The organism is Bradyrhizobium sp. SZCCHNR1051 (assembly GCF_032489615.1).
Classification (GTDB): Bacteria; Pseudomonadota; Alphaproteobacteria; order Rhizobiales; family Xanthobacteraceae; genus Bradyrhizobium.
On record NZ_JAUEYJ010000001.1, the window covers coordinates 1 to 23,929 of the forward strand.

Sequence of the window (23,929 nt, forward strand, 5' to 3'; positions counted from 1 at the left end):
CCGGCTGGAACGACATTTGCCGGAAGGGACTTTCACCCTCTCAAGAACCGCGCCTTTCCACGGCGCACCTTATACGCAGTCTCCCTGGTGCGCCGGGCTTGTTGGCCACCATGGCGACAATGCGCTTGCGCGCACTGCGCTGGACACCAGCATCGGGGTGTCAGGACGCTGCGATTTCACGTCCGCGCCGTGCCGTTCGTCCGCGTGCAAGCACGCTGCGGCAAAACGCGGCCATCGCCTCCCCACCTCGCGTGTCGTGACGATCGCGCGCAACGCCCCTCTCGTTGAGGTGGGATGGCGGCAGTCAATCATAGTTTCCGGAAAAACGAAAGGTGAATATTTTTAGCGCAAGGACTGGACATGGGTCTTCGCGTTGAAATGACTGCAGGACTTTGCGTTTTGCGTCCTGCTGGACATTCCATGTCAGGTTCCGGCTGCGGCCTCATCTCGGAATCCGCAGTATCCCAATGGAGACCCCGACCGCCGTCTTGTATAAGCCCCGCGATAATGCTCTCCGGAGACATCCACAGCAGCGAAATCATCGTACTATGCTACACTCACGCTACCACGAACGCCGTCGAGATCACGTTCTCATAGCGGCCGTCGATGCGGACGGCGTTGCGTTGCAGCCCTTCGGCTCGGAAGCCGACGTCCTTAAGGCGATCGCATTCATGTTCTACTCGCGCACGGTCAGCTCGATGCGCGTGAGGCCGAAGGCAAGCGCGGCGTCCATCGTCCGTCGAATGAGAGCACGACCAATTCCGCGGCCGCGATGAGCTGGCAGCAGACCTATGCCGAGGGTGCCGCAATGGGCGTAATCACTCGGCAAGCACGTGTCCTGCGCCAGACGAGGGGAGGCAATGGCGCTGTCGGCGCAACGCAGGTCGCGCAGCTCCCCCAAGGCAGCATATTGGAAGACGGCTGTTCTCGCGTGCCACCGCGAGCGCGCGATCCGCAAGTCCCGTCGACGTGTCCAAGCGAGCCTGGCGGCAGGGCGATGACCTAACCTCCGTCTCGAAGCTTCGGCTCAAGCCGCCTCTGCCACCGGTTCCGATCCATCGCCAGAGGCGCCGCGCGCCGCTGTGCTGCCGGATGACAGGCCGCGTCCTTTCACCAGACCGAAAATGGCGGGGATCACGATCAGAGTGAGCAGAGTCGATGAGATCATGCCGCCGATCATGGGGACGGCGATGCGCTGCATGATCTCTGAGCCCGTACCATTGCTCCACATGATCGGAAGCAGACCCGCCATGATGGCGACCACGGTCATCATCTTCGGCCGGACGCGCTCGACGGCGCCCTCCATGATCGCGTCCTGGAGATCGCGCCGGGTCAAGGGCGCGCCCTCAGCGGCCCGCCTGGCTTTCATCTCGGCCAGCGCGTGGTCGAGATAGATCAGCATCACGACGCCGGTCTCAGCGGCCACGCCGGCGAGTGCAATGAAGCCGACCGCGACGGCGACCGATAGATTGAAGCCGAGCCACCACATCATCCAGATGCCGCCCACCAGCGCGAACGGCAGCGACAGCATCACGATCAGGGTCTCCGTCATGGCCCTGAAGTTCAGATAGAGCAGCAGGAAGATGATGGAGAGCGTCACGGGGACGACGATCTTGAGGCGGGCAGCGGCCCGCTGCAGATATTCGTACTGGCCGCTCCAGACCACGTAAGTGCCGGCTGGAAACTGGATGTTCTCGGTGACGGCGCGCTGCGCGTCGGCGACGTAGCTGCCGATGTCGCGATCGCGGATGTCGACATAGATGTAAGTTGCAAGCTGTCCGTTCTCGGTCCGGATCGAGGTGGGTCCCCGGACCGGTTCGATCCTGGCGACCTCGCCGAGCGGCACGGCGCCGCCGGCCGGCATCGGCACCAGGACATCGTCGGCGATGGCCTTCGGATTGTCGCGGAGATCGCGCGGATACCTCATGTTGACCGTGAAGCGCTGGCGGCCCTCCACCGTGGTGGTGACCGTCTGGCCGCCGAGCGCAGCCGCGATCGTATCCTGGACGTCCTGGACCAGCAGGCCGTAACGAGCGAGCGCCTCGCGGTCGGGTGTGATCTCGAGGTAGTAGCCTCCGATGCCGCGCTCGGCATAGGCCGAGGACGTTCCGGGGACGGTCTTGATGACCCGTTCGATCTGCTTTGCCAGACGATCGATCTCGGTCAAATCAGTGCCCATCACCTTCACGCCAATCGGCGTGCGGATGCCGGTCGAGAGCATGTCGATGCGGGCCTTGATCGGCATCGTCCAGGCGTTGGAAACGCCGGGGAATTGCAGCGCCTTGTCCATCTCGGCGATCAGGCTGTCGATCGTGACGCCAGGGCGCCATTGATCCCTCGGCGTGAGGTTGACGACCGTCTCGAACATCTCGATCGGCGCGGGATCGGTTGCGGTCGCCGCCCGCCCGGCCTTGCCGTAGACCGAAGCGACCTCCGGGAACGATTTGATGATGCGGTCCTGCATCTGCATCAGCTCCGCGGCCTTGGTCACGGAGATGCCGGGCAGGGTCGTGGGCATATAGAGCAGCGTGCCCTCGTTCAAGCTGGGCATGAACTCGGTGCCGAGCTGGCGCGCCGGCCAGATGGAGATGGCGAGCACCGCGACCGCGGCAAGGATTACGATCGTCTTGGCCCGCAACACGCCCTTGATGACGGGCCGGTAGATCCAGATCAGCAAGCGGTTGATGACGTTGCGGCGCTCGGGAATGATTCTGCCGCGCACGAAGATCACCATCAGCGCCGGCACCAGCGTGACCGACAGCAGCGCGGCCGCCGCCATCGAGAACGTCTTGGTGAAGGCGAGCGGGCTGAACAGCCGGCCTTCCTGCGACTCCAGCGTGAAGATCGGCATGAACGACACGGTGATGATCAGGAGGCTGAAGAACAGGGCAGGGCCGACCTCCGCGGCCGCGTCGATCAGGATTTGAACACGCGATTGGTCGGGCTTGGCCCGCTCGAGGTGCTTGTGGGCGTTCTCGATCATGACGATCGCGGCATCGACCATGGCGCCGATCGCAATCGCGATGCCGCCCAGGCTCATGATGTTCGAGCCGAGCCCAAGCAGTTTCATCGCGCCGAACGCCATGAGCACGCCGACCGGGAGCATCAGGATCGCGACCAGGGCGCTGCGGACGTGCAGCAGGAAGACGACGCAGACGAGGGCGACGACGATGCTCTCCTCGAGCAGGGTGTGCTTGAGCGTGGCTATGGCGGCATAGATCAGGTTCGAGCGGTCGTAGACCGGAACGATCTCGACCGATTTTGGCAGACTGCTCGCGATCTCGTGCAAGCGCTTCTTGACGTTCTCGATGACATCGAGCGCGTTGACGCCGAAGCGCTGCAGCACGATGCCGCTGGCGACTTCGCCCTCGCCGTTGAGCTCGGCAATGCCGCGCCGCTCGTCCGGACCGAGCTCGACGGTTGCGACGTCGCGCAGCAGCACCGGCGTGCCGCCGGACGTCTTCAGCACGATGCTGCCGAGGTCGTTTATATTCTTGATGTAGCCCTTGCCGCGGATGACGTATTCGAACTCCGAGAGCTCGACGGTGCGGCCGCCGACATCGGCATTGCTGGCACGGATCGCGTCGCGGATCTTCTGCATGCTGACGCCGCGATCGCGCATCCGCTGCGGATCAAGAACGACGTTGTACTGCTTGACGAAGCCGCCGATGCTCGCGACCTCCGCGACACCCTCGGCCTTGGCCAATGCGAATTTGAGGGTCCAATCCTGGATCGTGCGGGCGTCGGCGAGGTTCAGCTCCTTCGACATGACGGCGTATTGATAGACCCAGCCGACGCCGGTGGCGTCGGGGCCGATCGTGGGTGCAATTCCCGCCGGTAGCCGCGACGCTGCGCTGTTCAGGAATTCCATCACGCGCGAGCGTGCCCAATAGATGTCGGTGCCGTCCTCGAAGATGACGTAGACGAACGAGACGCCGAAGAACGAGAAGCCGCGCACGACCTTCGACTTCGGCACCGTGAGCATGGCCGTGGTCAGCGGATAGGTGACCTGATCCTCGATCACCTGCGGTGCCTGACCGGGATATTCGGTGTAGACGATGACCTGTGTATCCGACAGATCGGGGATCGCGTCGAGCGGCAGATGAATGAGCGCGTAGAAGCCGGCGGCTGCGGCGAAGCCGGTGCCGAACAGGACCAGCAGGAGATTGCGCGCGGACCAGGCGATGATGCGGGCGATCATTTGTGCGCTCCCATCCCGGCGTGATCGGCGTTGGCGGGCTGCTGCTCAGCTGCTTCGGCAAAGCTCTTCAACGCGGCCTTGAGGTTGCTCTCGGCATCGATCAGGAAGTTGGCTGACGTGACGACCGCCTCGCCCTCCGACAGACCGTCCCGCACCTCGACATAGCCGGCGCCGTGGCGGCCGAGCTTGACGGCGCGCGGCTCGTAGCGGCCGTCGCCCTTATCGATCAGGACCGCCTGGCGGCTGCCGGTGTCGAGCACGGCATCCGCCGGCACAGCCAGCACCGGCGCCGGGCCTGCGGTCTCGATCTCGGCATCGACATACATGTCAGGCAGCAGCGCGAGGTCCGGATTCGCGAGCTCGATCCGCACCCGCGCCGTCCGCGTGTCCTTGTTCACCTGGGGATAGATCACCGCGATCGCGCCAGCGAAGGTTCGCCCCGGGAAGCTGCGCGCGCGGATCATCACGGGCTGACCCACCGCGATGCTGCCGAGGTCGCGTTCGGCGACGTCGACCAGGGCCCAGACCAGCGAGATGTCGGCGATGCGGAACAGTACGTCGCCCGGATTGGCCCGCATGCCTTCAATCGCATTGCGCTCGAGCACGATGCCGTCGCGCGGCGCCGACCATTGCACCGTCACGGGGGCGACGTGCGACTTCTCCATGGCCGCGATGACCGGCTCCGGCACGTCCAGATTGGTCAGCCGCTGGCGCGAGCCGCGGCCATAGGCGGCATTGCCGCCGACGATGTTGGAATTGATGGTGGAGAGATATTCGGCGGCGGCCGCCGCGATCGCCGAGCTATAGATCTCCATCAGCGGCTGGCCCGCTCTGACGCGCGTGCCGGTCGTCACGTCGGCGACCTTCTGCACGAAGCTTTCGGCGCGCATCGCGATCACGGAGATGCGCCGCTCGTCGAGCTGGACGGTGCCCGGCGCCTTCACCGCGACGTGGAGCGTGCGCCGCTCGACCGGCGTTGACTTCACGCCGCTGCGCTGGATCTTGCCGGGCGACAGCTTCACCACGCCGTCGTCGGCCTCGTCGCCGTCGTAGACCGGAACGTAGTCCATTCCCATCGGGTCCTTCTTCGGAGTGGGAGACGTGTCCGGCAGGCCCATCGGATTGCGGTAGTAGAGAATCTTGCGTGAGGAGTCCGCCTGCTGCTTCGGCTTGGCCGGCTCCGGCCCCGCTTGATCGTCGTCATAGACGGGCAGATAGTCGTGCCCGCGATCGTCCCTCCTGGGGGTCGCCGACCAAGCGGGGGCACCGCTTGGGTCGCGATAGTACAGCGGCATCCGATCCGCCGCGGCGGCGGCAAGAGGGGCGCGAAACGACGGAGGCGTGGTCTGGATGGATACGAGCCCACCCAAGCCGAGGCCAGCACCGACCGCAATGGTCGCGAGCAGACGCAACGTGTTCATGGCATCACCGTGAGGCGCGCTGGGCGCGCGCTATCCGTTGGGAGACTGGGGGCGCTCGTCGGGAGCGCCCCGCGAAGCTCACTTCGTCGCCTTGACGATGACCTTGCCGGTGACCGTCTCAGGCTCGCCCTGCACCTTGGCGGACAGCGTGACCTGGTAGCGCCCGGCCATCGGCAGGTCGGTCTTGAAGGCGTAGACGCCCGGTTCCTTCGACGGCAGCGGCGCCACGTCCGACACCATGTCGGCCATCCCGTCGGGGGCCATGTCGACGCGCGTCTTGAAGATGACCGCGTCGGCGACCGGCTTGCCGGTCTGCTTGTTGGTGAGACGAATGGCGACCGTGACATCGTCGCCCTTCTTCATCTCCGGAGTGACCGGCTCGAACGTGTAGTCAGTCACGCCTGCCAAGGCGGCTGATGTGGCAAGCGAAAGGGTGGCGGCGAACGCCGCGATGCTAAGTCTGGAAAGCATGGTCCTGTCCTCATGAATGGATCTCGGCCGTGGCGCCGATGGCGCGCACGTCTGCTGTCGGCGCGCAGGCACGCGCGCGTCGGTAACGAGATCAGACTCGAGGAGGTCGGAAAGGAGGACTGCCGCGATCGAGGGAGGCCACCTGGTCGGCGGGAAGTGCCAGCGTGGTCGCCGCGATGGCGAGTGGAGCGACGACGATGGTCCTGATATCGCCGAGGGCAACCGTTCCGCCGGCGCAGCAGAAACCCATCCCACATTTGTCGCCGTGTGACGGGGAACTCGTCCCCTTCACGTCGTCAGGACAGCACTCGTCCATCGACATGTCGGCGCCATCGCCCATGGCCATGCTTGCCTGCATGTCGTTCGACGACATTGCGACCGCCGCCGTCGATGCGCCAATCGGCAGCATCGCCAGCGAGAGGGCGATCGCGAACGCCAGGATGGTACGAACAAGCCGCATCAGGATCCGAGTTTGCCTTGACCGCACCATACCTTACTGCGCTTCTGGAGGCAGTCCTTGAGACGGGTCAAACTGCGCCATCGCGGACGCGATGGCTGCCAGGGTCGACGTCATCGACCACGATATACCCCCATGGGGTAGATTCCGCAAGCCGGGGTGAATGCCCGGGCGAGCCGGGCATGACGACCGAAGGTCTGGTGAATTCCTGCCACTCCGGCGCGCGCCCGGTTTGAAGCGATGGTTCCGACAGGAGTCGCGCGGGGCAGATGCCAACGTCAATCAAACCAATTCTTGTAGATGGCCTGATAGCTGCCGTTCTCGGTCGAGATGTGCAGCCACTGATCCACGAACGCCTTCAGGGCGACGTCGCGCTGCAGCCAGTAGGCCTTCTCGGAGAAGTCGAACGGCTTCTCCGGGTGGACGGCGCAGAGCACGCCGGGATGCAGCTTCTGCTGATAACGCGTCTCCGAGGCGTCCGTCATCATCAGGTCGGCGTCGCCCTTGGCGATCTCGTCGAAGATGGTGACGTTGTCGGTGTGGACGCGGATGTCGGCGGCTTTGACGTTGGCGCGGGCGAAGCGCTCATTGGTGCCGCCGGGGTTGACGACGACGCGGGTGCCCGGTCTGTCGATATCGGCCAGCGTCTGGTATTTCGACGTGTCCGAGCAGCGAGCGATCGGCGTCTTGCCCTCGCGCATGATCGCGGTCGAGAAGTAGCCCTTCTTCTGGCGGTCGAGCGTGATCGACACGCCGCCCATGGCGACGTCGAACTTGTCGGCCTCGAAATCCTTCATCAGTTGCGGCCAACTGGTCGGCACGAACTCGACCTTGACACCGAGCGCCTTGCCGAGCGACTCGGCCATGTCGACGTCGAAACCGGAGAATTTGCCGGTGGCCTTGTCGAGATAGGTGAAGGGCTTGTAGTCGCCGGTCATGCCGACCCGCAAGCTACCGCGCTGCATGATCTCGTCGAGGCGCGAGGCCTGCTCGGCGGCCGCCGGGACGGCAAGGCTGCAGACGAGGACGAGCCCAGTCAGAACGGACAGCGGACGATCGAAGAACCCCATGATGCGACACCTCGGCTTGAGTGGGACGAGGTTCTTCTTATACGAAGCGGTGTCGCGGGACGAGGGGCAGAGGCGGCTGTCGTACCGTTCGGAGCGGCTCACGGCCGCCGCCGGCAGTCGATGCTGGTCCACCAGGCGATGCCGCGCATCGTTCAACGATGCGGGGCGACGGAGCGCTAGGTCCGGCCGGGTCCTACCGGAGCAAACGCACCCTTGCCGGTCATCTCGTTCTTCAGCGCCTCGAAGCGCTCTGCCGCCTCGTGCGCACGGGTGTCGACCATGTCGATGGCGGCTTCGGCCGTCATCGGGCCGCTGCTGACGGCGATCGAGGTCGGCCCGACGGTCTCGTCGACGTAGTAACCGTCTTCGCCGCGCCGCGCGGTCCAGCGGAAGCGGATCGCAGAGATCGGGCCGGGCCCGATCTTGGTGTAGCCGTCGGCCTGATCGAACGACACCACCGTGCCTGCGGCTTTCTTGGCGGGAGAGTTGGGAGCAGGCGCGGCCGCCCGGTCGTCACGCTTCGCAGACTCCGGCTTGTCGAGGATGCTCGCTATCGTTGCGAGCGCGTGCTCCGTCGCAACACTCATGATCGCCTCTGTTCCTACTGACGCGCGCAAACGCCGACGCCAATAGCTATAGTTGTAGCGAAATCTGGGCGAGATGCAATAATGCGTTCAAATTTGGGCAACAAAGCGGTGGATGAGGATCTCGAGGAGTGCAGGAGGACGCTCGACTCAGCCGGCCCGTTCTCCAAAAATGGATGGCCGGGACGGAGCCCGGCCATGATTATTCGTGAGAACTGAGCATGGGTCAGTCCGAGGACGGTACCAGCTCGCGACTCAGAGCACGTCCTGATTGATCACGTTCTGCCGGATCGGATCGCCGTCGAGCACACTCAGGATGTTGCGCGCGGTCTGCTCGCTCATACGGTCGACGGCCTCGCGGGTAACGCCGGCGACGTGCGGCGCCATGATCACGTTGGGCAGCGCATGCAGCGCGTGGCCGACCGGCGGCGGCTCCTGCTCGAACACGTCGAGGCCGGCGCCGGCGAGGCGGCCGGACACCAGCGCGTCGTACAGCGCTGCCTCGTCGATCAGGCCACCGCGCGCGGTGTTGATCAGGTAGGCGGACGGCTTCATCAGCCGCAGACGCGCTGCATTGAACAGGCCGATGGTCTCCGGCGTCTTCGGGCAGTGGATGCTGACGAAATCGGCGCGCGGCAGCGCGGCGTCGAGGTCGGTCACCGGCTCGCAGCCGGCGGCGGCGATATCGGCGGCGGGCTTGTACGGGTCGTAGACCAGGACGTGCATCTCCATCGCCAGGCAGCGCTTGGCGGTGCGGGTGCCGATGCGGCCGAAGCCGATGATCAGCACGGTCTTGCCGTAGAGATCGAACGGCAGCACGCCGAGCCGCGCGCCCCAGGTGCCGTCCCTGACCATCGCATGCATCTCGTTGGCGCGCTTTGCCAGCGTCAGCATCATGAACAGCGCTTGCTCGGCGACCGACGGCGAATTCGCGGTGCCCGCGACCATCAAGGGCACCTTGTGGCGGCTCAGCGCCGGCACGTCGACCGCGTCGAAGCCGACGCCGATCCGGGTCACGACCTTCATGTCGCCGGCAGCGACGAGCTCCGGCTCGCCGAACCGGGTCGCACCGAGGGCGACGCCATGCACCGGGGCATGGGAGGTGAGCAGCGCAGAAAAGTCCGCCGCCGAGATCATGTTGGGGAACTCGATCATCTCGACGTCGTCGCGCGCCGCGAGCAGCGCGCGTCCCTTGGCCGAGAAGGATTCCGTGACGAGGATCTTGTTCTTGTTGGTTGCCGTCCTGGTGGTCATATCCTGCCCTTGAAGCTTCTTGTGCTCGTCAGATCACGAGCCCGGTCGCCTCGTTTAGCAGGTGCATGTTGTTGAGGTCCATTGCCATGCGCAGAGGGCTGCCATCCCGCGCGCCGGCGTTGGGGTTGACCCGCCCGCAGACCGGCGTCTCGTTGAGGGTGAAGTAGACCAGCGTCTCCATGCCCATCGGCTCGGTGACGTCGAGCAGCGCCTCGAACGGCTCAATCCCAGGCTCCGCATGCGGCTTGGTCTCGGTGATGTGCTCCGGCCTGATGCCGAGCAGCAGCGGCTCATTTCGCGACACGGATTGATAGCGCGCGGCGCGCGCCGGCGGCAGCGGAAAGGCGATGCGGTCGGTGAGGCGGATGTGGAGCCGGCCATTGGCCTCCTCGAGCCGGCACGGCACGAAGTTCATCGCGGGCGAGCCGATGAAGCCGGCGACGAAGCGTGTCGCTGGATTGTGGTACAGCTCGTTCGGCGTGCCGATCTGCTCGATGCGGCCCTTGTTCATGACCACGACACGGTCGGCCAGGGTCATCGCCTCGACCTGGTCGTGGGTGACGTAGACCGTCGTGGTGCGGACCTTCTGGTGCACCTTCTTGATCTCGATGCGCATCTGCACGCGCAGCTTGGCGTCGAGGTTTGACAGCGGCTCGTCGAACAGGAAGACCTTGGGATTGCGCACGATCGCGCGGCCCATCGCCACGCGCTGGCGCTGGCCGCCGGAGAGCTGCTTGGGCTTGCGGTCGACGAGGTCGGCGATATCCAGCATGCGCGCGGCCTCCGCCACGCGGCTCTTGATCTCGGCCTTCGGATAGTGCTTCAGACGCAGCCCGAACGACATGTTCTCGGCCACCGTCATGTGCGGGTAGAGCGCGTAGTTCTGGAACACCATCGCGATGTCGCGGTCCTTCGGCGGCACGTCGTTGACGACGTCGCCGCCGATGGTGATGTCTCCGTCGGAGATGTCCTCGAGCCCTGCGATCATCCGCAATGTCGTCGACTTGCCGCAGCCGGACGGGCCGACCAGCACGACGAACTCGTGGTCGGCGATATCGAGATCGATGCCCCTGACCGCCTCGACGTCGTCATAACGCTTCACGACCTTGCGCAAGCTCACTTCAGCCATGTGTGGTCAACCCCCGTCATCAGCCCTTGGTCGCGCCGGCCGTGAGTCCGGCAATGTAATAGTCCATCAGGAACGCGTAGATGATCAGCGGCGGCGCCGCGCCAAGCAGCGCGCCGGTCATGATCTGTCCCCAGTTGAAGACGTCGCCCTTGATCAGGCTCGTGACGATGCCGACCGGCAGCACCAGTTGGTCGGTCGAGGTCGTGAACACCAGCGGATACAGGAACTGCGCCCAGGAGACGGTGAAGGCAAAGATCGTCGCGGCGATCAGGCCGGGCAGGGCGACGGGAATGAAGATCCGCGTCAGCGTCTGCAGCCAGGAGGCGCCGTCGATGATGGCGGCTTCGTCGAGCTCCTTCGGGATCGACGCGAAATAGCCGATCATGATCCAGGTGCAGAACGGCACCGTCAGCGTCGGATAGATGAACAGCAGCACGTACCAGCGGTTGATCAATTGGATGCCCGTGACGTCGCCGATCAGCGCGAACATCTTGAACAGCGGGATGAACAGCAGGCTGTCCGGAATCAGGTAAGTCAGGAACACGCCGGTCGCGAGCGTGGCCGAGCCCCAGAATTTCATCCGCGACAGCGCGAACGCCGCGGGGATGCTGATCAGCATGGTGATGATCACGACGACGATCGAGACCATGGCCGAGTTGAAGAAGAAGCGCATGAACTGGTTCGAGGTCAGCAGCTCGAGATAGTTCTCCAGCGTCGGGTGGAATACCCACCACGGATTGGTCGCCGCGGAGATCTCCGCGCTGCCCTTCAGCGAGGTGATCAGCATGTAGAGCGGCGGCACCAGCGAGAAGATCGCGAACAGCGTCAGGAAGAAATACGACCAGCGCAGCGCCCAGGCGCGGTCGCGGCTCATCGAGCCATATTTGACGTTGCGGGTCGGGCCGGCCTTGTCGATCGTGACGGTGCTCATCAGGATTCGTTCCCCCGCTTGTTGACGTCGCGCAGGATGAAGATGGCGGCCACCGCCAGGATCGGCACCATGAACAGCGAGACGCTGGCGCCGAGCGGAATGTCGCTGCCCTCGATGCCGACGCGGAACGCCCAGGTCGCGAAGATGTGCGTCTTGTCGAGCGGGCCGCCGGCGGTGAGGATGCGGACGATGTCGAAATTGGCGAACGTCACGATCAGCGAGAACAGCGTCGTGATGGCGATGATGTTGCGCATCATCGGCAGCGTCACGTACCAGATGCGCTGCCACCAATTGGCGCCGTCGATCGCTGCGGCTTCGTAGAGCTGCTCCGGGACGGATTTCAGCGATGCCAGGTACATGATCATGAAGAACGGCGCGCCGTACCAGATGTTGACCAGGATCACCGAGAACCGCGCCCAGGCGGCGTCGCCGGTCCACGGGATCGGGCCGATGCCGAAGAAGGCGAGCGTGTAGTTGAAGGCGCTGTAGGACGGGTCGAACAGCCACAGCCACGCCAGCGTGCTCATCGCCGGCGGGATCACCCAGGGTACCAGCAGCATGCCGCGCCATTTGCGCTGCCCCTTGGCGGGGATGTTGTGCACGAAATGCGCGACGATGAAGCCGATCAGCGCCTTGAACACGACGGCGGTGATCGCGAAGATGCAGGACTGCTTGACGACCAGCCAGAACGTGTCGCGCTTGAACAGGAACTCGAAATTGCCGAAACCGACGAAGCGCTGCATCGACTTGTTCAGCGTCGCCAGATGCACCGAATACAGGGCGGGATAAACGACGAGGAGCACGATCAGCAGGATCAGCGGCAGCGTCATCAGGAAAGCGGCGGTCGATTTCCGCTTCAACGCCCTGTGCAGACCATTGCGGCGGGCCGCGCGAGGGCGGGCGACGGCGTTTTCACCGATGGCGGCATCAACCATGAAAAAAGGCTCCTCGTGATGTCCCCCGCGACGGCGGGGTCCTCACTGGATGGGGAACACTGACAAGGTGAAAGGAGGCGGCCCGCCTGCTGAAGCGGACCGCCGGCGTTGCTTCAACATGCCTCAGCTGCGCATGAAGCCTTCGCACTCGCCTTCGGCCCAGGCGAGGGTCGATTCCATCTTCTCGCCCTGGGCGTAGCGCAGGCACATCTTGGTCATCGTTGCCTGCGCATAGATCTGCTGCGCGATCTTGGGCGGAGCAGGGGAGGCTGCGATCGACAGCGTCTGGTGATTATAGGGGTTGGGATAGTGATAGAGCGTCCCCTTCGGCGGTCCCTCCTCCTGCCACACCTTGAGCGTCGTCAGCTTCTGATAGGCCGGCAGATCGTAGCCGCCGCTCGCCACCACCATCTTCTCGATCGATGCCGGCTTCGACAGGTGCACGATCAGGCTCTTGGCGGCCTCCTTGTTCTTGGAGAACGACCAGATGCTCCAGAAGTAGGGCAGGAACGGCGCGAAGCGGCCCTTGGGGCCGGCCGGGAAGCCGTGGGTCCAGCATTGCTCGGCGATCTGCGGCGCGTCGCGCTTGGCCACCGCCCAGGCGCTCGGCGGATTCATGATCATCGCGCCCTTGCCCGAGACCAGCCATTTGTTGTTCGATGCGTCGTCCCATGAGGCGACATCCGGCGGCAGTGCCGCGATCAGCCGCTTGTAGAACTCGAGCGCCTGGCGCACGGCATCCGTCTTCACCGTGACATCGCCCTTGGCATTCACCAGCTCGGCGCCATACGCCTGGAAGAACGCGCCGGCGGAGTCCACGCTATCGGTGGTTTCGCCGAGCCCGATGCCGAACGGCACGCCAGCCTTCTGGCAGGCCTCCGCCGCTTTCAGGAAGGTCTCTGTGGTCCAGCTGTCGGCCTTCGGTGGAGAGCCAGCCGGATACAGCTCCTGCACGTCGATGCCCGCATGCTTCTTCATGAGATCGATGCGGGTGCAGGGGCCCTTGATCTGACTGCCGACGCAGGCCGGCACGGCGAGCCATTTGCCGCCGGACTGTCCGAGATATTTGACGGTGCCGTTGACCTCGCCATTCTCCTGGATGATCGGCCCCATGATGTCATTGACCGGCTCCAGCAGTTCGGCATGCGCATGCGGCCACCAGGTCGGCATAGCGATCAGATCGTGGCCGGACTTCGCGGCGCCCTCGGCGGCGATCGTCAGCTCGATCTTCTTGCCCTGGCTGGTGATGTAGTCGATCTGGACCTCGACCTTCTCCTTGGCGGCCCACTCGTTGACGAGATCGGTCGAGGCCTGGTTGGCGCCCGGAACCCAATGGTCCCAGAAGCCTATCGAGAGCTTGCCGGCGGCGTACGCACCGCGCACATAGGGCGCGGCAATCATGACCGCCGAGGTGGCAGCGGTCGCAGCAACGAATTGTCGGCGGTTCAGCTTCCTCCGTGACATGGCGTTCCCTCCCTGGTGAGCCAAGCATTCTGTCGATGCGAATCCGATTTGTTAGTTGTTGCGTCGCGTCATGCGCGCATGGATTTCGCTTGGGTGCAATCAGAGCAGAATTGCGAGCGGCTGTCGAGAAAGCAGGTGAGGCGAATCCTTGAACTAATGGCGGGCACAATTCGTCGCAGGTCCGTAACTGATTGCATCGCAGCGCTGAGCGCTGCAGTGCAAGGCGCGTCCCGGCAGAGCAGGAAGCAGAGCCGGAATCAGTCTAGCCGAACGCGCTCGATGCATCGCACTGCATGCGGCCGATGGACTTGCGCGTTGCGGCAACGATAGAATTCGTTGGAATCATGGCCGTCACGACCAGCGACTGCGCGCGACGGTCGGACGTGTTGCACGGAGCCTGAACTGATGATGACGAGCCCCGCCGGCATTTGGCGCCGGTCTTTCCGGTGCATCGCAATAGGAGTGTCAATAGGCCTCATCGGCCTCGCGGGCCTGCCGCGTCAGCCTGCCGCGCAGGGCCTGTTCAAGGGCGTCGAGCAGGGCGCGCGCGAAGGCAACAAGGCGGCGGGGCCGGTCGGCGGTGTGCTCGGCGGCGCGATCGGCGGTGTCGTCGGCGTGGTTACCGGCGTGACCGGGGCGTTCACCGGCAACAGCGGCCAGCAGAGTACGCAGCCCGAGGCACCGCCGGCCGAGGGCAGGAAGGCGAAGCCTTCCAAGGCGACGAAGACGAGCAAGGTCGCCAAGGCGACGCCGATGCTGACGCAGCCGGGCGTCCCGCAACTCACGGCCGAACAGATCGTCGCCAACAGCGACAGCAATATCGAGCGCCTGAAGACCGGGCTGAACCTGACGGAAGAGCAGGCGAAGAACTGGGGTCCGTTCGCCGACGCGATGCACGCGCTCGGCCGCAACGGCGCGGATCGACTCGAGCTGCGCATCGCACGGTCGAAGCGCGATCCGCCGGATGACATCGTCGAGCAGATGCGCAACGAGGCTCAGTTCCTGGTCGATCGGGCCGCCGACCAGCGCGCGGTGGCCGACACGTCCGAACCGCTGTTCACCAGCCTCGGCGACAAGCAGAAGCAGATCTTCATCGACGAGATGGTGCGCCTGAGTCGCGAGCGCGGACTGGACTAGCTCAACGGAGTTGGCGTCGTCGGGGCTGCGCCCGTTGGCAGCAGTGGCGCCTGCGGCATGCCGTGACGCGTGACCACCGCGGTCGCGCCGCATCACGGTACATTAATACCCTAGGAACGGCAATTGGTCGCGTTGACGGCATGGTCGGGAGAAAGCAGGCTCCGCGGCATGCACATTTATCGGGCATGAGCGGGCGCGGCTCGCGCAACGTGCCGGCCACCATCGCTGCCTCTGCAACCGAATTGCGATGCAGGTTTGATGTACATTGCAATTGTATTACATGGAGAGCCGGAGCCGGCAGGGCGGCCTTCGCAGGCGTGCTGAATCGCAGCAGCGATCGGGCGGCAGACGATCAGCAGGCCGTTCGGCTCGATTTCTTGGAGGATTATTGTTGTCGAGAGTGCGACTGCGCCGGTGGATCGAGAACCGATTGGGGATTGGCACCGCCAGCACCGAAAGCCGCCTCGATGCGGACGTGAAACGCTTCGTCGATGCGCTGCAAGCGGAGTTGGTCGCTGCGAAGGACGAGTCCGAGCGGTACAGGCGCATCACCGAAGAGAGGGGCGTGATCATGGGCCGCCTGCGCGACGAGCGCGACGGCTACAGGCTGGAGTGGGAGGCGGCGTCCGCGGAGCTTCGCCGGCTGGCGCGTAAGCGCCTGGCCGTGGTCTCGGACAATGGAGCGACGCGCCCCTCCGGCAATGGCCGCGACGCGGCCCTGAGGAATTCTCCACCTTCCACGCTGCGGGTGCTGTGCGTCGGCACCGGCCGGGACGGCACGACGTCGCTGACGCGGATGATGCAGGAGGTGTTCGACAACCAGGGCAACGGCGACAGGGCCGTGCACGAATGGGCGTCGAGCGAGCTCAATGAGCTGTTCTGCCAGCTCAAGGAAACCAACGATCCCAGCTTCGCGGATCAGATTCGTCAGACGATCCTCGATTGCCCCCATGCTTGCGTCGTCGGCAACGGCTACGCGGCCGTGCTGCCGATCATCGCCGAGCTCCTCGGCGATCAGGTCACGCTGGTGCATCTGCGCCGGCGCGACCGGGCGGCGTGCATCGCAAGCCTGGTGGAGAATGCCGAGCTGTCGCCGCAGAACCACCTCTACTACGCCGACTCGCCAGCCGCGCAGCGCAAGCGTCCGACCGCTTTCCACTTCGGAGAGATGTCGAGGCAGCAATGGATGGATCTGTCGCTGGCCGACAAGTTCGGCTGGTACTACGACAAGACCCACGCCTTGATCGAACGCTACAAGAGCCTGTTCCCGAACACGCTCTCCGTCGATACCGAGGATCTCAACGCGGACAACGTGCGCCTCGCGCTGGCCCAAGCGGCCGGCAGTGCCGAGGCGCCGCGAGCCTTCCACGTCAACCGGTTCGTCGATCTGCGCCATGTGCCGCCCGATCGGCGCAGCTTCGTGCAGCGGTTGCTCGGCCAGCTCGATGTCCAGAAGCTCGCCCATGACGACCTGTACGGGCTGCGGCAGGTCCTCAACGAGATGGTCTATCATCTCTCGCATTTTCCCGACGCGGCGCCGGGCGCGCTGGATGAGCTGCGTTGGACGCTCAGCGAGATGCACGGCCTTCTCGACAACCGCATCCGCGACGTTCGCGAACTGATGGAGCGGGTCGGCGTGCCCCCCGAGACCGCCGGCGCCGTGAACGGCCACCGCGCGCCGCAGGCAAGCCATGGAGCGCACCCTGGTCGTTGACCGGACGCGCAGCTCTGAGCAGGGGGGGCTGCGGGCGCGCTCGCCAGCGTTGTGCGCGGCCAGCCGATCCATCGGGTCCCGGATCAGCGGCAAGTTCGGGGACGTGGAAGGAGACTTGGCGGAAGGGGTGGGATTCGAACCCACGGTACCCTTGCGGGCACGCCGGTTTTCAAGACCGGTGCCTTAAACCACTCGGCCACCCTTCCATCCGGCGTCGTCTCCGGGACGTCGGCGACGTCCACGCCGCGGGGGCGCGAGATCGACGCGATCCTTGTTTAGGGTGCTGGCTTGCGGCTCGTCAACGGCGCATTCACGCCTGCCCGAACGGCATCAGCTCAAAGCCCGCGGCTTAGCGGAGTGCGAAAACCATCAGACTCGAGCACAACACTGCCGTGCTCAGCGCTGCCAGGGCGAGAAAGCTGCTCGAAAGCAAGTCCGGACGTCCAACGTCTTGACGTCGTAGGTATGGGTATCGCATGGGCCACCTTCTACAGCTGGGCTGCCGGTCCGACCTCACGTCGATCGGAAGAAGCGGAGGACCGGACGAAGAGCGGTCTGAAAGATCTGTTGGTCGAAACTGCCGGCTTCAGGGATGTTCCTGAAGTGTCGTTATTGAAGCGGACGAAATCTTTGAAGCGGACGAGAGCCGACCATGACGTCGGCTGTCCGATCCGTCCGGAATCAGGCCCGCGAGCGGACCCCTTCAAACGCATGAGCAAGGAAGATCCCGGCGCCAACCAAGCCCATCACTGCCGTCATTGCTTCGATCATAGCGAACACACCCTGTTGCGCCCCACGTGAAGCAAACGACGTGCAGCCCTGCACAGTCAAAATGATTCAGGTCCCGGGAAATGAGAACACTCTCAAGTGAGGATTTCACGCAACATATGTGTCCAAAAAGGTGCACTCGCAACGAGGAGGCGGAGCGGAGCGCACGCTTAGGCGGCTATCGTCCTCCGGAAAGCTCCGGTTAACCACGGCGGGGCCTACCCCATTTCCGCCGTGTTCGGGTTGCGTTATCCTTGTGCGTTGAGTTGCGGGGGACGCGACTCGCGGGGACAAGCGCGCGGCGCGCGGGGCTGATGGGATGGCCCGGCTGCGACCGGCACATTGGTAATTGGGGTCGATGGGGATTGGTCAAACAGATCCGGTCGAGAGAGCGGTGCGCAGTGCCGTCGCCGTCCTCGCCTGCCTGATGGTCGCGAACTGCGCCTCGTCCAACAAGTTCGCCAGCAAGGTCGATCCGAAATACGGCGTGTCGTCGAGCCCGCGCGTCGTCGGCTTCGGCGAGCCGGTGCCGAAGGGCGGCGGCGTCTACCGCATCGGCAAGCCCTACACCGTCGCCGGCAAGACCTACGTTCCTGAGGAGGATACGAACTATCGCGCCGAGGGCATGGCGTCCTGGTATGGCGATGATTTTCACGGCCGCCTGACTGCCAATGGCGAGGTCTTCGACATGACGTCGCTGACGGCCGCCCATCCGACATTGCCGCTGCCGAGCTACGCCCGCGTCACCAATCTCGCCAACGGCAAATCGCTCATTGTCCGCATCAATGATCGCGGGCCATACCACGGCAACCGGCTGATCGACGTCTCCAACAAGGCGGCCGATCTGCTCGAGTTCAAGGGCAACGGCATCGCCAAGGTGCGGGTGGAGTATGTCGGCCGTGCCCCGCTGGAGGGCTCAGACGACGTCCAGTTGATGGCGACCTTGCGCACGGGCATCCCGGCGCCGGCACCGTCCCTGGTGCGCGTCGCCTCGGCCAGGCCGTTCGTGCCCGAGATGGGCACAGGCCGTCCGATTCGCGGCGAGATCCCGCTGCCCGAAGGGCGCCCCTATACGCTCGGCAACGGCTCGGCTGATCTCGCCTCGATCGGCGCGACCTCGGAAATGTCGGCGTCCAGCAGGACGCGGGGCCGCAACCTCGAGAACCCGCGCGCTGTGTCCTACGACCAGGACGGCCGCTACGTCTCGCAGGGCAGGGCAGAGCCGAACGACGGCGCCAACGAGGCGCGCGACATCATGAGCGGCCGCGGCCTGTACTGAACTCCGCCAAGCACGGCTTGTTCACGTGAACCGCCCCATGCCGGGGCGGTTTTGATTCCGGCGATCAGCAAAGCTTTATTGGGCCGAGAACGGCACGCGCGCTCTCGCCGAGTAGGTCCAGACGCGGGTGGTGCTGCCGATGCCGCCCAACTCGGCGCCGAGCCCGACGCTGGCGTCGCCCTGAGTCCTGATGCCGAGACCGCCCGTGGCGCGCGCCGACCAGCCCTGCAGCAGCGGGGTCGAGGCCAGACCGGTGCCGCCGTTGGCGAGCGTGTTGGCATCCTCTTTGTTGAAGTAATAGTCGCCATACATGCCGACGAACGGCGTCAGCACGATGCCGCTGTCGAACCAGGCCACCGGGTAGGCGGCTCTCAGGCCACCGGAGGCGCGGCCGCTGGCGAAGTCATTGGTGCCCTGCCGGGTGCCGAGCGAATCGGTATACGCATTCTGGTGCTCCCACAGCGCGTAGACCTTGGCCGAGGGCTCGAGCAGGAAGCCATAGGCCTTGTACATGCCCGTCAGTCCCGTCGACGCCATCCAGCGCTCGCCGTTGAAATTGCCCTGCGCCGTCCCGGCCGTGCCGTTATAGCCAATGCCGGAATAGGCGACCGTCGCATCGTAGCGGAGTGTCGGCAAGATCTTCCAGCCGAGATAGGCGCCAACCGTCCAGCCGTCTCCCTTGAGCTTCCCGTTGATATCCTGCTCGGTATAGCTGAAGGTCTCATACCCGCCGAGCACGCCGATCAGGACATTCGGCGTCGCCTTGTAGGTCAACCCCATCAGCGCGTTGAGCTGCTGGCCGTAGAGCGAGGTTTGGCTTGCCTGAGTGACACCGAACGCGCTGGTCGTGCTCCAACGGTCGATGTTGGTGCCACGCACATCGGCCCAGAGCAGCCACTGCTTGTCCTCGTGCCACTTTGGCAACGCCTTCTCCGGCGTCTGCTGGTCGATCGCTGCGAAGGCATTGTCGATGCGCGACCGGCCACGGGCGGATCTGCCGCCCGGGCCGGGGTTTCCGCCACGGTCTGTAAAGGCGCTGCTGCCCGAATTGGCCGAGCTCGGGACCGCCGCGGCGTCGTCCTGGTCCCGCGGGTCAGCCGAGAAATTGAAGCGCATGCGGCCGTTGCTGGGCGTCACGAACGCGCCGCCATCGTTGAAGCCATCAGCGATGGCATCGTCGATCGCCCCGGAAATGGCCTGGCCTGAGTTCTGCGCCACCATCTTGGTGACGTTGAGCTGCAACGCGCGAAGCCTGACGCTGTCGAGCGGAACGTTCACGGTCTGCGCAAGGCCGGGTGAGGTGCTCGCCGCAAAGGTTGGGCTGCCGGTATAGCTTGCGATGATGGTGTGGCTGCCGACCGCCAGCGCGGATGTGGTGAAGGCCGCAACGCCGCCGCTCAGCGTCGCTGTTCCGATCGGTGTGCCGTTGTCGCTGAACGTCACCGTGCCCGTCGGCGTTCCACCCGACCCTGTGACCGTTGCCGTGAACGTCACGGGTTGACCGCCCTGGCTCGGGTTCTGCGACGAGCTCAGGGTTGTCCGCGTCGTCGCCGACAAATAGGTGAACCGGTCCGCGACTGAGGTCGCGGACGTCTGCCCGTTGTTGGTCACGGTCACATCGACCGCCCCGGTGCCGGGGGGCGAGGTGGCCGTAATCGAGGTCGCGGAATTGACGGTGTAGCTCGCCGCATTGACGGCGCCGAACTTCACGCCTCCCGCACCGGTGGTGCCGGCGAGGCCGGTGCCGGTGATGGTGACCGTGGCGCCGCCGGCCGCGGGGCCTGACGTCGGCGAGATCGATGTCACGGTGGGCGCGCCGATATAGGTGAACTGGTCAGCCGCCGAGGTCGGCGAGGTGCCGCCGGCGGTGGTGACCCTGACGTCGACCGTACCGGTCCCCGCTGGCGATGTCGCGGTGATCGAGGTGGCCGAGTTGACCGTGAAGCCGGTCGCGGCGGTGGCGCCGAAATTCACCGCGGTCGCCCCCGTGAAGCCGGTGCCGGTGATGGTGACCGAGGTGCCGCCGATCCCAGGTCCGGAGGTTGGTGCGACCGAGGTGACGGTCGGAGCTGTCATATAAGTGAATTGATCGGCCGCAGAGGTGGCCGAAGTGCCGCCCGCGGTGGTCACCCTCACATCGATCGTGCCCGTGCCGGCGGGTGCGGTCGCGGTGATCGAGGTGGCCGAGTTGACCGTAAAGCCTGTCGCCGGCGTCGCACCGAAATTCACCGCTGTGGTGCCCGTGAAGCCGGTGCCCGTAATGGTCACCGACGTGCCCCCCGCCAACGGCCCGGCAGTCGGCGCGATCGACGTCACGGTCGGTACCGGCGAGTAGGTGAACTGATCGGCGGCCGACGTCGCCGAGGTGCCGCTCGGGGTGGTCACGCGGACGTCGACGGTGCCGGTCCCCGCCGGTGAGGTCGCCGTGATCGAGGTGGCGGAATTGACCGTGAAGCCGGTCGCCGGTGTGGCGCCGAAATTGACCGCGGTCGCCCCTGTGAAACTGGTGCCGGTGATGGTCACCGAGGTGCCGCCGGCGACAGGCCCGGATGTCGGCGAAAGCGAGGTCACGGTCGGCGGGCCGATATAGGTGAACTGGTCGGCCGCCGAAGTCGCCGAGGTCCCGCCTGCAGTGGTGACCCTGATGTCGGCGGTGCCGGTGCCGGCCGGCGAGGTCGCGGTGATCGAGGTGGCCGAGTTGACCGTGAAGCCGGTTGCAGGCGTGGCGCCGAAATTGACCGCGGTCACCCCGCTGAAGCCGGTGCCGGTGATGGTCACCGTGGTGCCGCCGGCGCCGGGGCCCGAGGTCGGCGAGATCGAGGTGACTGTCGGTGCGGGGATGTAGGTGAACTGGTCGGCTGCCGAGGTCGCCGAGGTGCCGCCGGCGGTCGTGACCCTGATGTCAACGGTCCCAGTGCCGGCCGGCGCTATTGCGCTGATCGAGGTGGCCGAGTTGACCGTGAAGCCGGTCGCCGGCGTGGCGCCGAAACTGACCGCGGTCGCCCCGCTGAAGCCGGTGCCGGTGATCGTCACCGAGGTGCCGCCGGCACCAGGCCCCGATGTCGGTGAGATTGAGGTCACCGTCGGCGCGGCAACGTAGGTGAATTGATCAGCGGCACTGGTGGCCGACGTTCCGCCAGCGGTCGTGACGGTCACGTCGACAGTGCCGGTGCCGCCCGGCGATGTTGCGCTCATCGAGGTGGCGGAATTGACCGTGAAGCCGGTCGCAGGCGTCGCTCCGAAATTGACTGCAGTCACGCCGGTGAAGCCGGTGCCGGTGATCGTCACCGTCGTGGCGCCGGCCGTCGGGCCTGCCGTCGGCGAGATCGAGGTCACGGTCGGCACGGCAACATAGGTGAATTGATCCGACGCCGAAGTGGCCGAGGTGCCGCCTATCGGAATCGTCACCCGGACATCGACCGTACCGGTCCCAGCGGGCGAGGTCGCGGTGATCGAGGTGGCGGAATTGACCGTGAAGCCGGTGGCAGGCGTGGCGCCGAAATTGACCGCGGTGGCGCCGGTGAAGTTCGTGCCGGTGATGGTGACCGTCGTGCCGCCGGCCACCGGCCCCGAGGTCGGCGAGATCGAGGTGACGGTCGGTGCGGGGATGTAGGTGAACTGGTCGGCAGCCGAAGTGGCCGAGGTGCCACCGGCGGTCGTGATGCGGACGTCGACTGTGCCCGTTCCCGCTGGCGAGGTCGCGGTGATCGAGGTCGCCGAGTCGACCGTGAAGCCGGTCGCCGGCGTGGCGCCGAAATTCACTGCCGTGGCGCCGGTGAAGTTCGTGCCGGTGATGGTCACCGTGGTGCCGCCGGCGCCGGGGCCCGAGGTCGGCGAGATCGAGGTCACGGTCGGTGCGGGAATGTAGGTGAACTGATCGGCGGCAGACGTGGCCGATGTTCCGCCCACAGTGGTGACGGTCACATCGACGGTGCCGGTGCCGGCCGGCGACGTCGCGGTGATCTGGGTGGCCGAGTTGACCGTGAATCCGGTCGCAGACGTGGCGCCGAAATTGACCGCGGTCGCGCCGGTGAAGCCGGTGCCGGTGATGACGACAGATGTACCGCCGGAGCCGGGGCCCGATGTCGGCGCGATCGACGATACCGTGGGCGCGGCCACATAGGTGTATTGATTCGCCGCCGCCGCCTGGGATGGGGCGCCATTGGTGACCGTCACATTGACGGTGCCCGCCGACCCGGCCGGCGCGACCGCCGTGATCTGGGTGTTGGAGTTGACCACGTAGCTCGTCGCATTGTTCGAACCGAACTTCACGCCGCCGGCGCCGGTGGTCCCCGTGAATCCAGTGCCGGTGATGACGACCGAGTTGCCGCCCGCGGTCGGGCCGGAACTCGGTGACAATGCGGTGACGGAGAGGCTGGGCGTGACGTTCGAGAGCGAGATGGTCAGGCCACTATCGGTGGTGCCGAACGTGCCAGTGCCAACATCAGTCGTCGACGAATAGTTCAGAATGATCGTGTCGGAGGTCGTCGGCGGCGCCGTCGTCATCGTCAGATTATAAGTTACGTAGTAGGCATTGCCGTTATTGGGATCAATCGTCTCTATCGGCGTGATCGTGTAGACGCCCCCATTCGAACCAGCGATCGATGCGGACGTGTCGGATCCGGCCCCTGTAATCGGGAAACCAGTATTTGTGTCAGTTCCGCACGCATTGTACAGGCCGCTGTTGGCGATTCGATTGTATTGTGTGCCCGTTTTCGGCACGAGCGTCGCGCCGGGACCGGTGGCGCCATTGACGCTGAATGTGATCTGCGAGTTCAGCTGAATGCTCGTCGACACCGTCAATGCGGACACTGCCGTGCAATTGGCAGCCCAGGCGTCACTTGCAGCAAAGGATACGAGGCCCACGACTGCCGAGACCACTGCCGAGACGACGGCGTAGCGCCGCGCGCCGGCTTTGCCGGGCCGGGAGGCAGAGGCTGTCGCATGGGAGGACGGGCGTGCCGGCGGTCTGTCGAGCGAGAAGCCGAAAGCGTGGGCGAATGCGTACCCCATGGCACGGACCACCATCCAGATCCCGGCAGTGAGATTCACAACGCCCCCTCGCGGCCCGTCCTCGAGCTGGACGATGCCGCTGCAAATTCTTTGATAAAAAA

General features: G+C 65.2%; 17 protein-coding genes and 1 tRNA gene. 4 read left to right on the forward strand and 14 right to left on the reverse strand.

The genetic code is table 11. The features are described from left to right. A partial coding sequence (locus QW868_RS00005; protein ID WP_316229632.1) for a hypothetical protein occupies positions 1-346 on the forward strand: 346 nt, incomplete at its 5' end. 330 nt (positions 347-676) lie between these two features. Here the strand turns inward: QW868_RS00005 and QW868_RS00010 are convergent. The 12 genes from QW868_RS00010 to QW868_RS00065 all read right to left on the reverse strand — a co-directional run bounded on the left by QW868_RS00010 (position 677) and on the right by QW868_RS00065 (position 13,917). After that, the gene (locus tag QW868_RS00010; protein WP_315779885.1) at positions 677-958 is read right to left on the reverse strand and encodes a GNAT family N-acetyltransferase; all 282 of its coding nucleotides are present in this window, start codon (positions 956-958) and stop codon (positions 677-679) included. Between the two features lie 69 nt (positions 959-1,027). After that, a complete protein-coding gene (locus QW868_RS00015) occupies positions 1,028-4,201 on the reverse strand; it encodes an efflux RND transporter permease subunit (protein ID WP_316229633.1) in 3,174 nt (1,057 codons plus the stop codon). Continuing rightward, positions 4,198-5,622, reverse strand: a complete 1,425-nt coding sequence (locus QW868_RS00020; RefSeq protein WP_316229634.1) for an efflux RND transporter periplasmic adaptor subunit — start codon at positions 5,620-5,622, stop codon at positions 4,198-4,200. The genes QW868_RS00015 and QW868_RS00020 overlap by 4 nt, the downstream gene beginning before the upstream one ends. Positions 5,623-5,700: 78 nt before the next feature. After that, on the reverse strand, positions 5,701-6,093 hold the full coding sequence (locus QW868_RS00025) for a FixH family protein (protein ID WP_315779891.1): 393 nt from the start codon (positions 6,091-6,093) through the stop codon (positions 5,701-5,703). 91 nt (positions 6,094-6,184) lie between these two features. Beyond that, positions 6,185-6,553 (reverse strand): hypothetical protein, encoded by a 369-nt coding sequence (locus tag QW868_RS00030; RefSeq protein WP_316229635.1) that lies wholly within the window; start codon positions 6,551-6,553, stop codon positions 6,185-6,187. Between the two features lie 275 nt (positions 6,554-6,828). After that, complete coding sequence (locus tag QW868_RS00035) at positions 6,829-7,620, reverse strand: transporter substrate-binding domain-containing protein (protein WP_316229636.1); 792 nt, start codon at positions 7,618-7,620, stop codon at positions 6,829-6,831. Between the two features lie 176 nt (positions 7,621-7,796). Continuing rightward, entirely contained in the window at positions 7,797-8,207 is a 411-nt protein-coding gene (locus QW868_RS00040; RefSeq protein WP_315774757.1) for a hypothetical protein, read from the reverse strand. Between the two features lie 252 nt (positions 8,208-8,459). After that, positions 8,460-9,458 carry a hydroxyacid dehydrogenase gene (locus QW868_RS00045; RefSeq protein ID WP_316229637.1) on the reverse strand — a complete coding sequence of 333 codons (999 nt, stop codon included), beginning with the start codon at positions 9,456-9,458 and terminating at the stop codon, positions 8,460-8,462. Between the two features lie 28 nt (positions 9,459-9,486). Beyond that, positions 9,487-10,587, reverse strand: a complete 1,101-nt coding sequence (locus QW868_RS00050; protein ID WP_315737943.1) for a sn-glycerol-3-phosphate ABC transporter ATP-binding protein UgpC — start codon at positions 10,585-10,587, stop codon at positions 9,487-9,489. A 19-nt stretch (positions 10,588-10,606) separates the two neighbouring features. Then, positions 10,607-11,518: a carbohydrate ABC transporter permease gene (locus tag QW868_RS00055; RefSeq protein WP_315737944.1), complete on the reverse strand. Its 912-nt coding sequence runs from the start codon at positions 11,516-11,518 to the stop codon at positions 10,607-10,609. Then, positions 11,518-12,453: a sugar ABC transporter permease gene (locus QW868_RS00060; protein ID WP_315737945.1), complete on the reverse strand. Its 936-nt coding sequence runs from the start codon at positions 12,451-12,453 to the stop codon at positions 11,518-11,520. Before QW868_RS00060 ends, QW868_RS00055 begins: the two co-directional genes overlap by 1 nt. A gap of 123 nt (positions 12,454-12,576) precedes the next feature. Beyond that, positions 12,577-13,917: an ABC transporter substrate-binding protein gene (locus tag QW868_RS00065; RefSeq protein ID WP_315757472.1), complete on the reverse strand. Its 1,341-nt coding sequence runs from the start codon at positions 13,915-13,917 to the stop codon at positions 12,577-12,579. 408 nt (positions 13,918-14,325) lie between these two features. Here QW868_RS00065 and QW868_RS00070 point away from each other — a divergent pair, with 408 nt between their 5' ends. Together QW868_RS00070 and QW868_RS00075 are read left to right on the forward strand one after the other, a co-directional pair. Beyond that, entirely contained in the window at positions 14,326-15,054 is a 729-nt protein-coding gene (locus tag QW868_RS00070; RefSeq protein ID WP_316229638.1) for a Spy/CpxP family protein refolding chaperone, read from the forward strand. 280 nt (positions 15,055-15,334) lie between these two features. After that, positions 15,335-16,768 carry a hypothetical protein gene (locus QW868_RS00075; protein ID WP_316229800.1) on the forward strand — a complete coding sequence of 478 codons (1,434 nt, stop codon included), beginning with the start codon at positions 15,335-15,337 and terminating at the stop codon, positions 16,766-16,768. Between the two features lie 116 nt (positions 16,769-16,884). Here QW868_RS00075 and QW868_RS00080 read toward each other — a convergent pair. Next, positions 16,885-16,974: transfer RNA gene (locus tag QW868_RS00080), tRNA-Ser, on the reverse strand. Positions 16,975-17,894: 920 nt separating this feature from the next. On the opposite strand from QW868_RS00080, the gene QW868_RS00085 reads away from it, so the two are divergent. Further along, positions 17,895-18,815: a septal ring lytic transglycosylase RlpA family protein gene (locus tag QW868_RS00085; RefSeq protein ID WP_316178239.1), complete on the forward strand. Its 921-nt coding sequence runs from the start codon at positions 17,895-17,897 to the stop codon at positions 18,813-18,815. A 75-nt stretch (positions 18,816-18,890) separates the two neighbouring features. Here QW868_RS00085 and QW868_RS00090 read toward each other — a convergent pair whose 3' ends face one another. Further along, on the reverse strand, positions 18,891-23,321 hold the full coding sequence (locus QW868_RS00090; RefSeq protein WP_316229639.1) for an IPT/TIG domain-containing protein: 4,431 nt from the start codon (positions 23,319-23,321) through the stop codon (positions 18,891-18,893). Positions 23,322-23,929 lie beyond the last annotated feature (608 nt).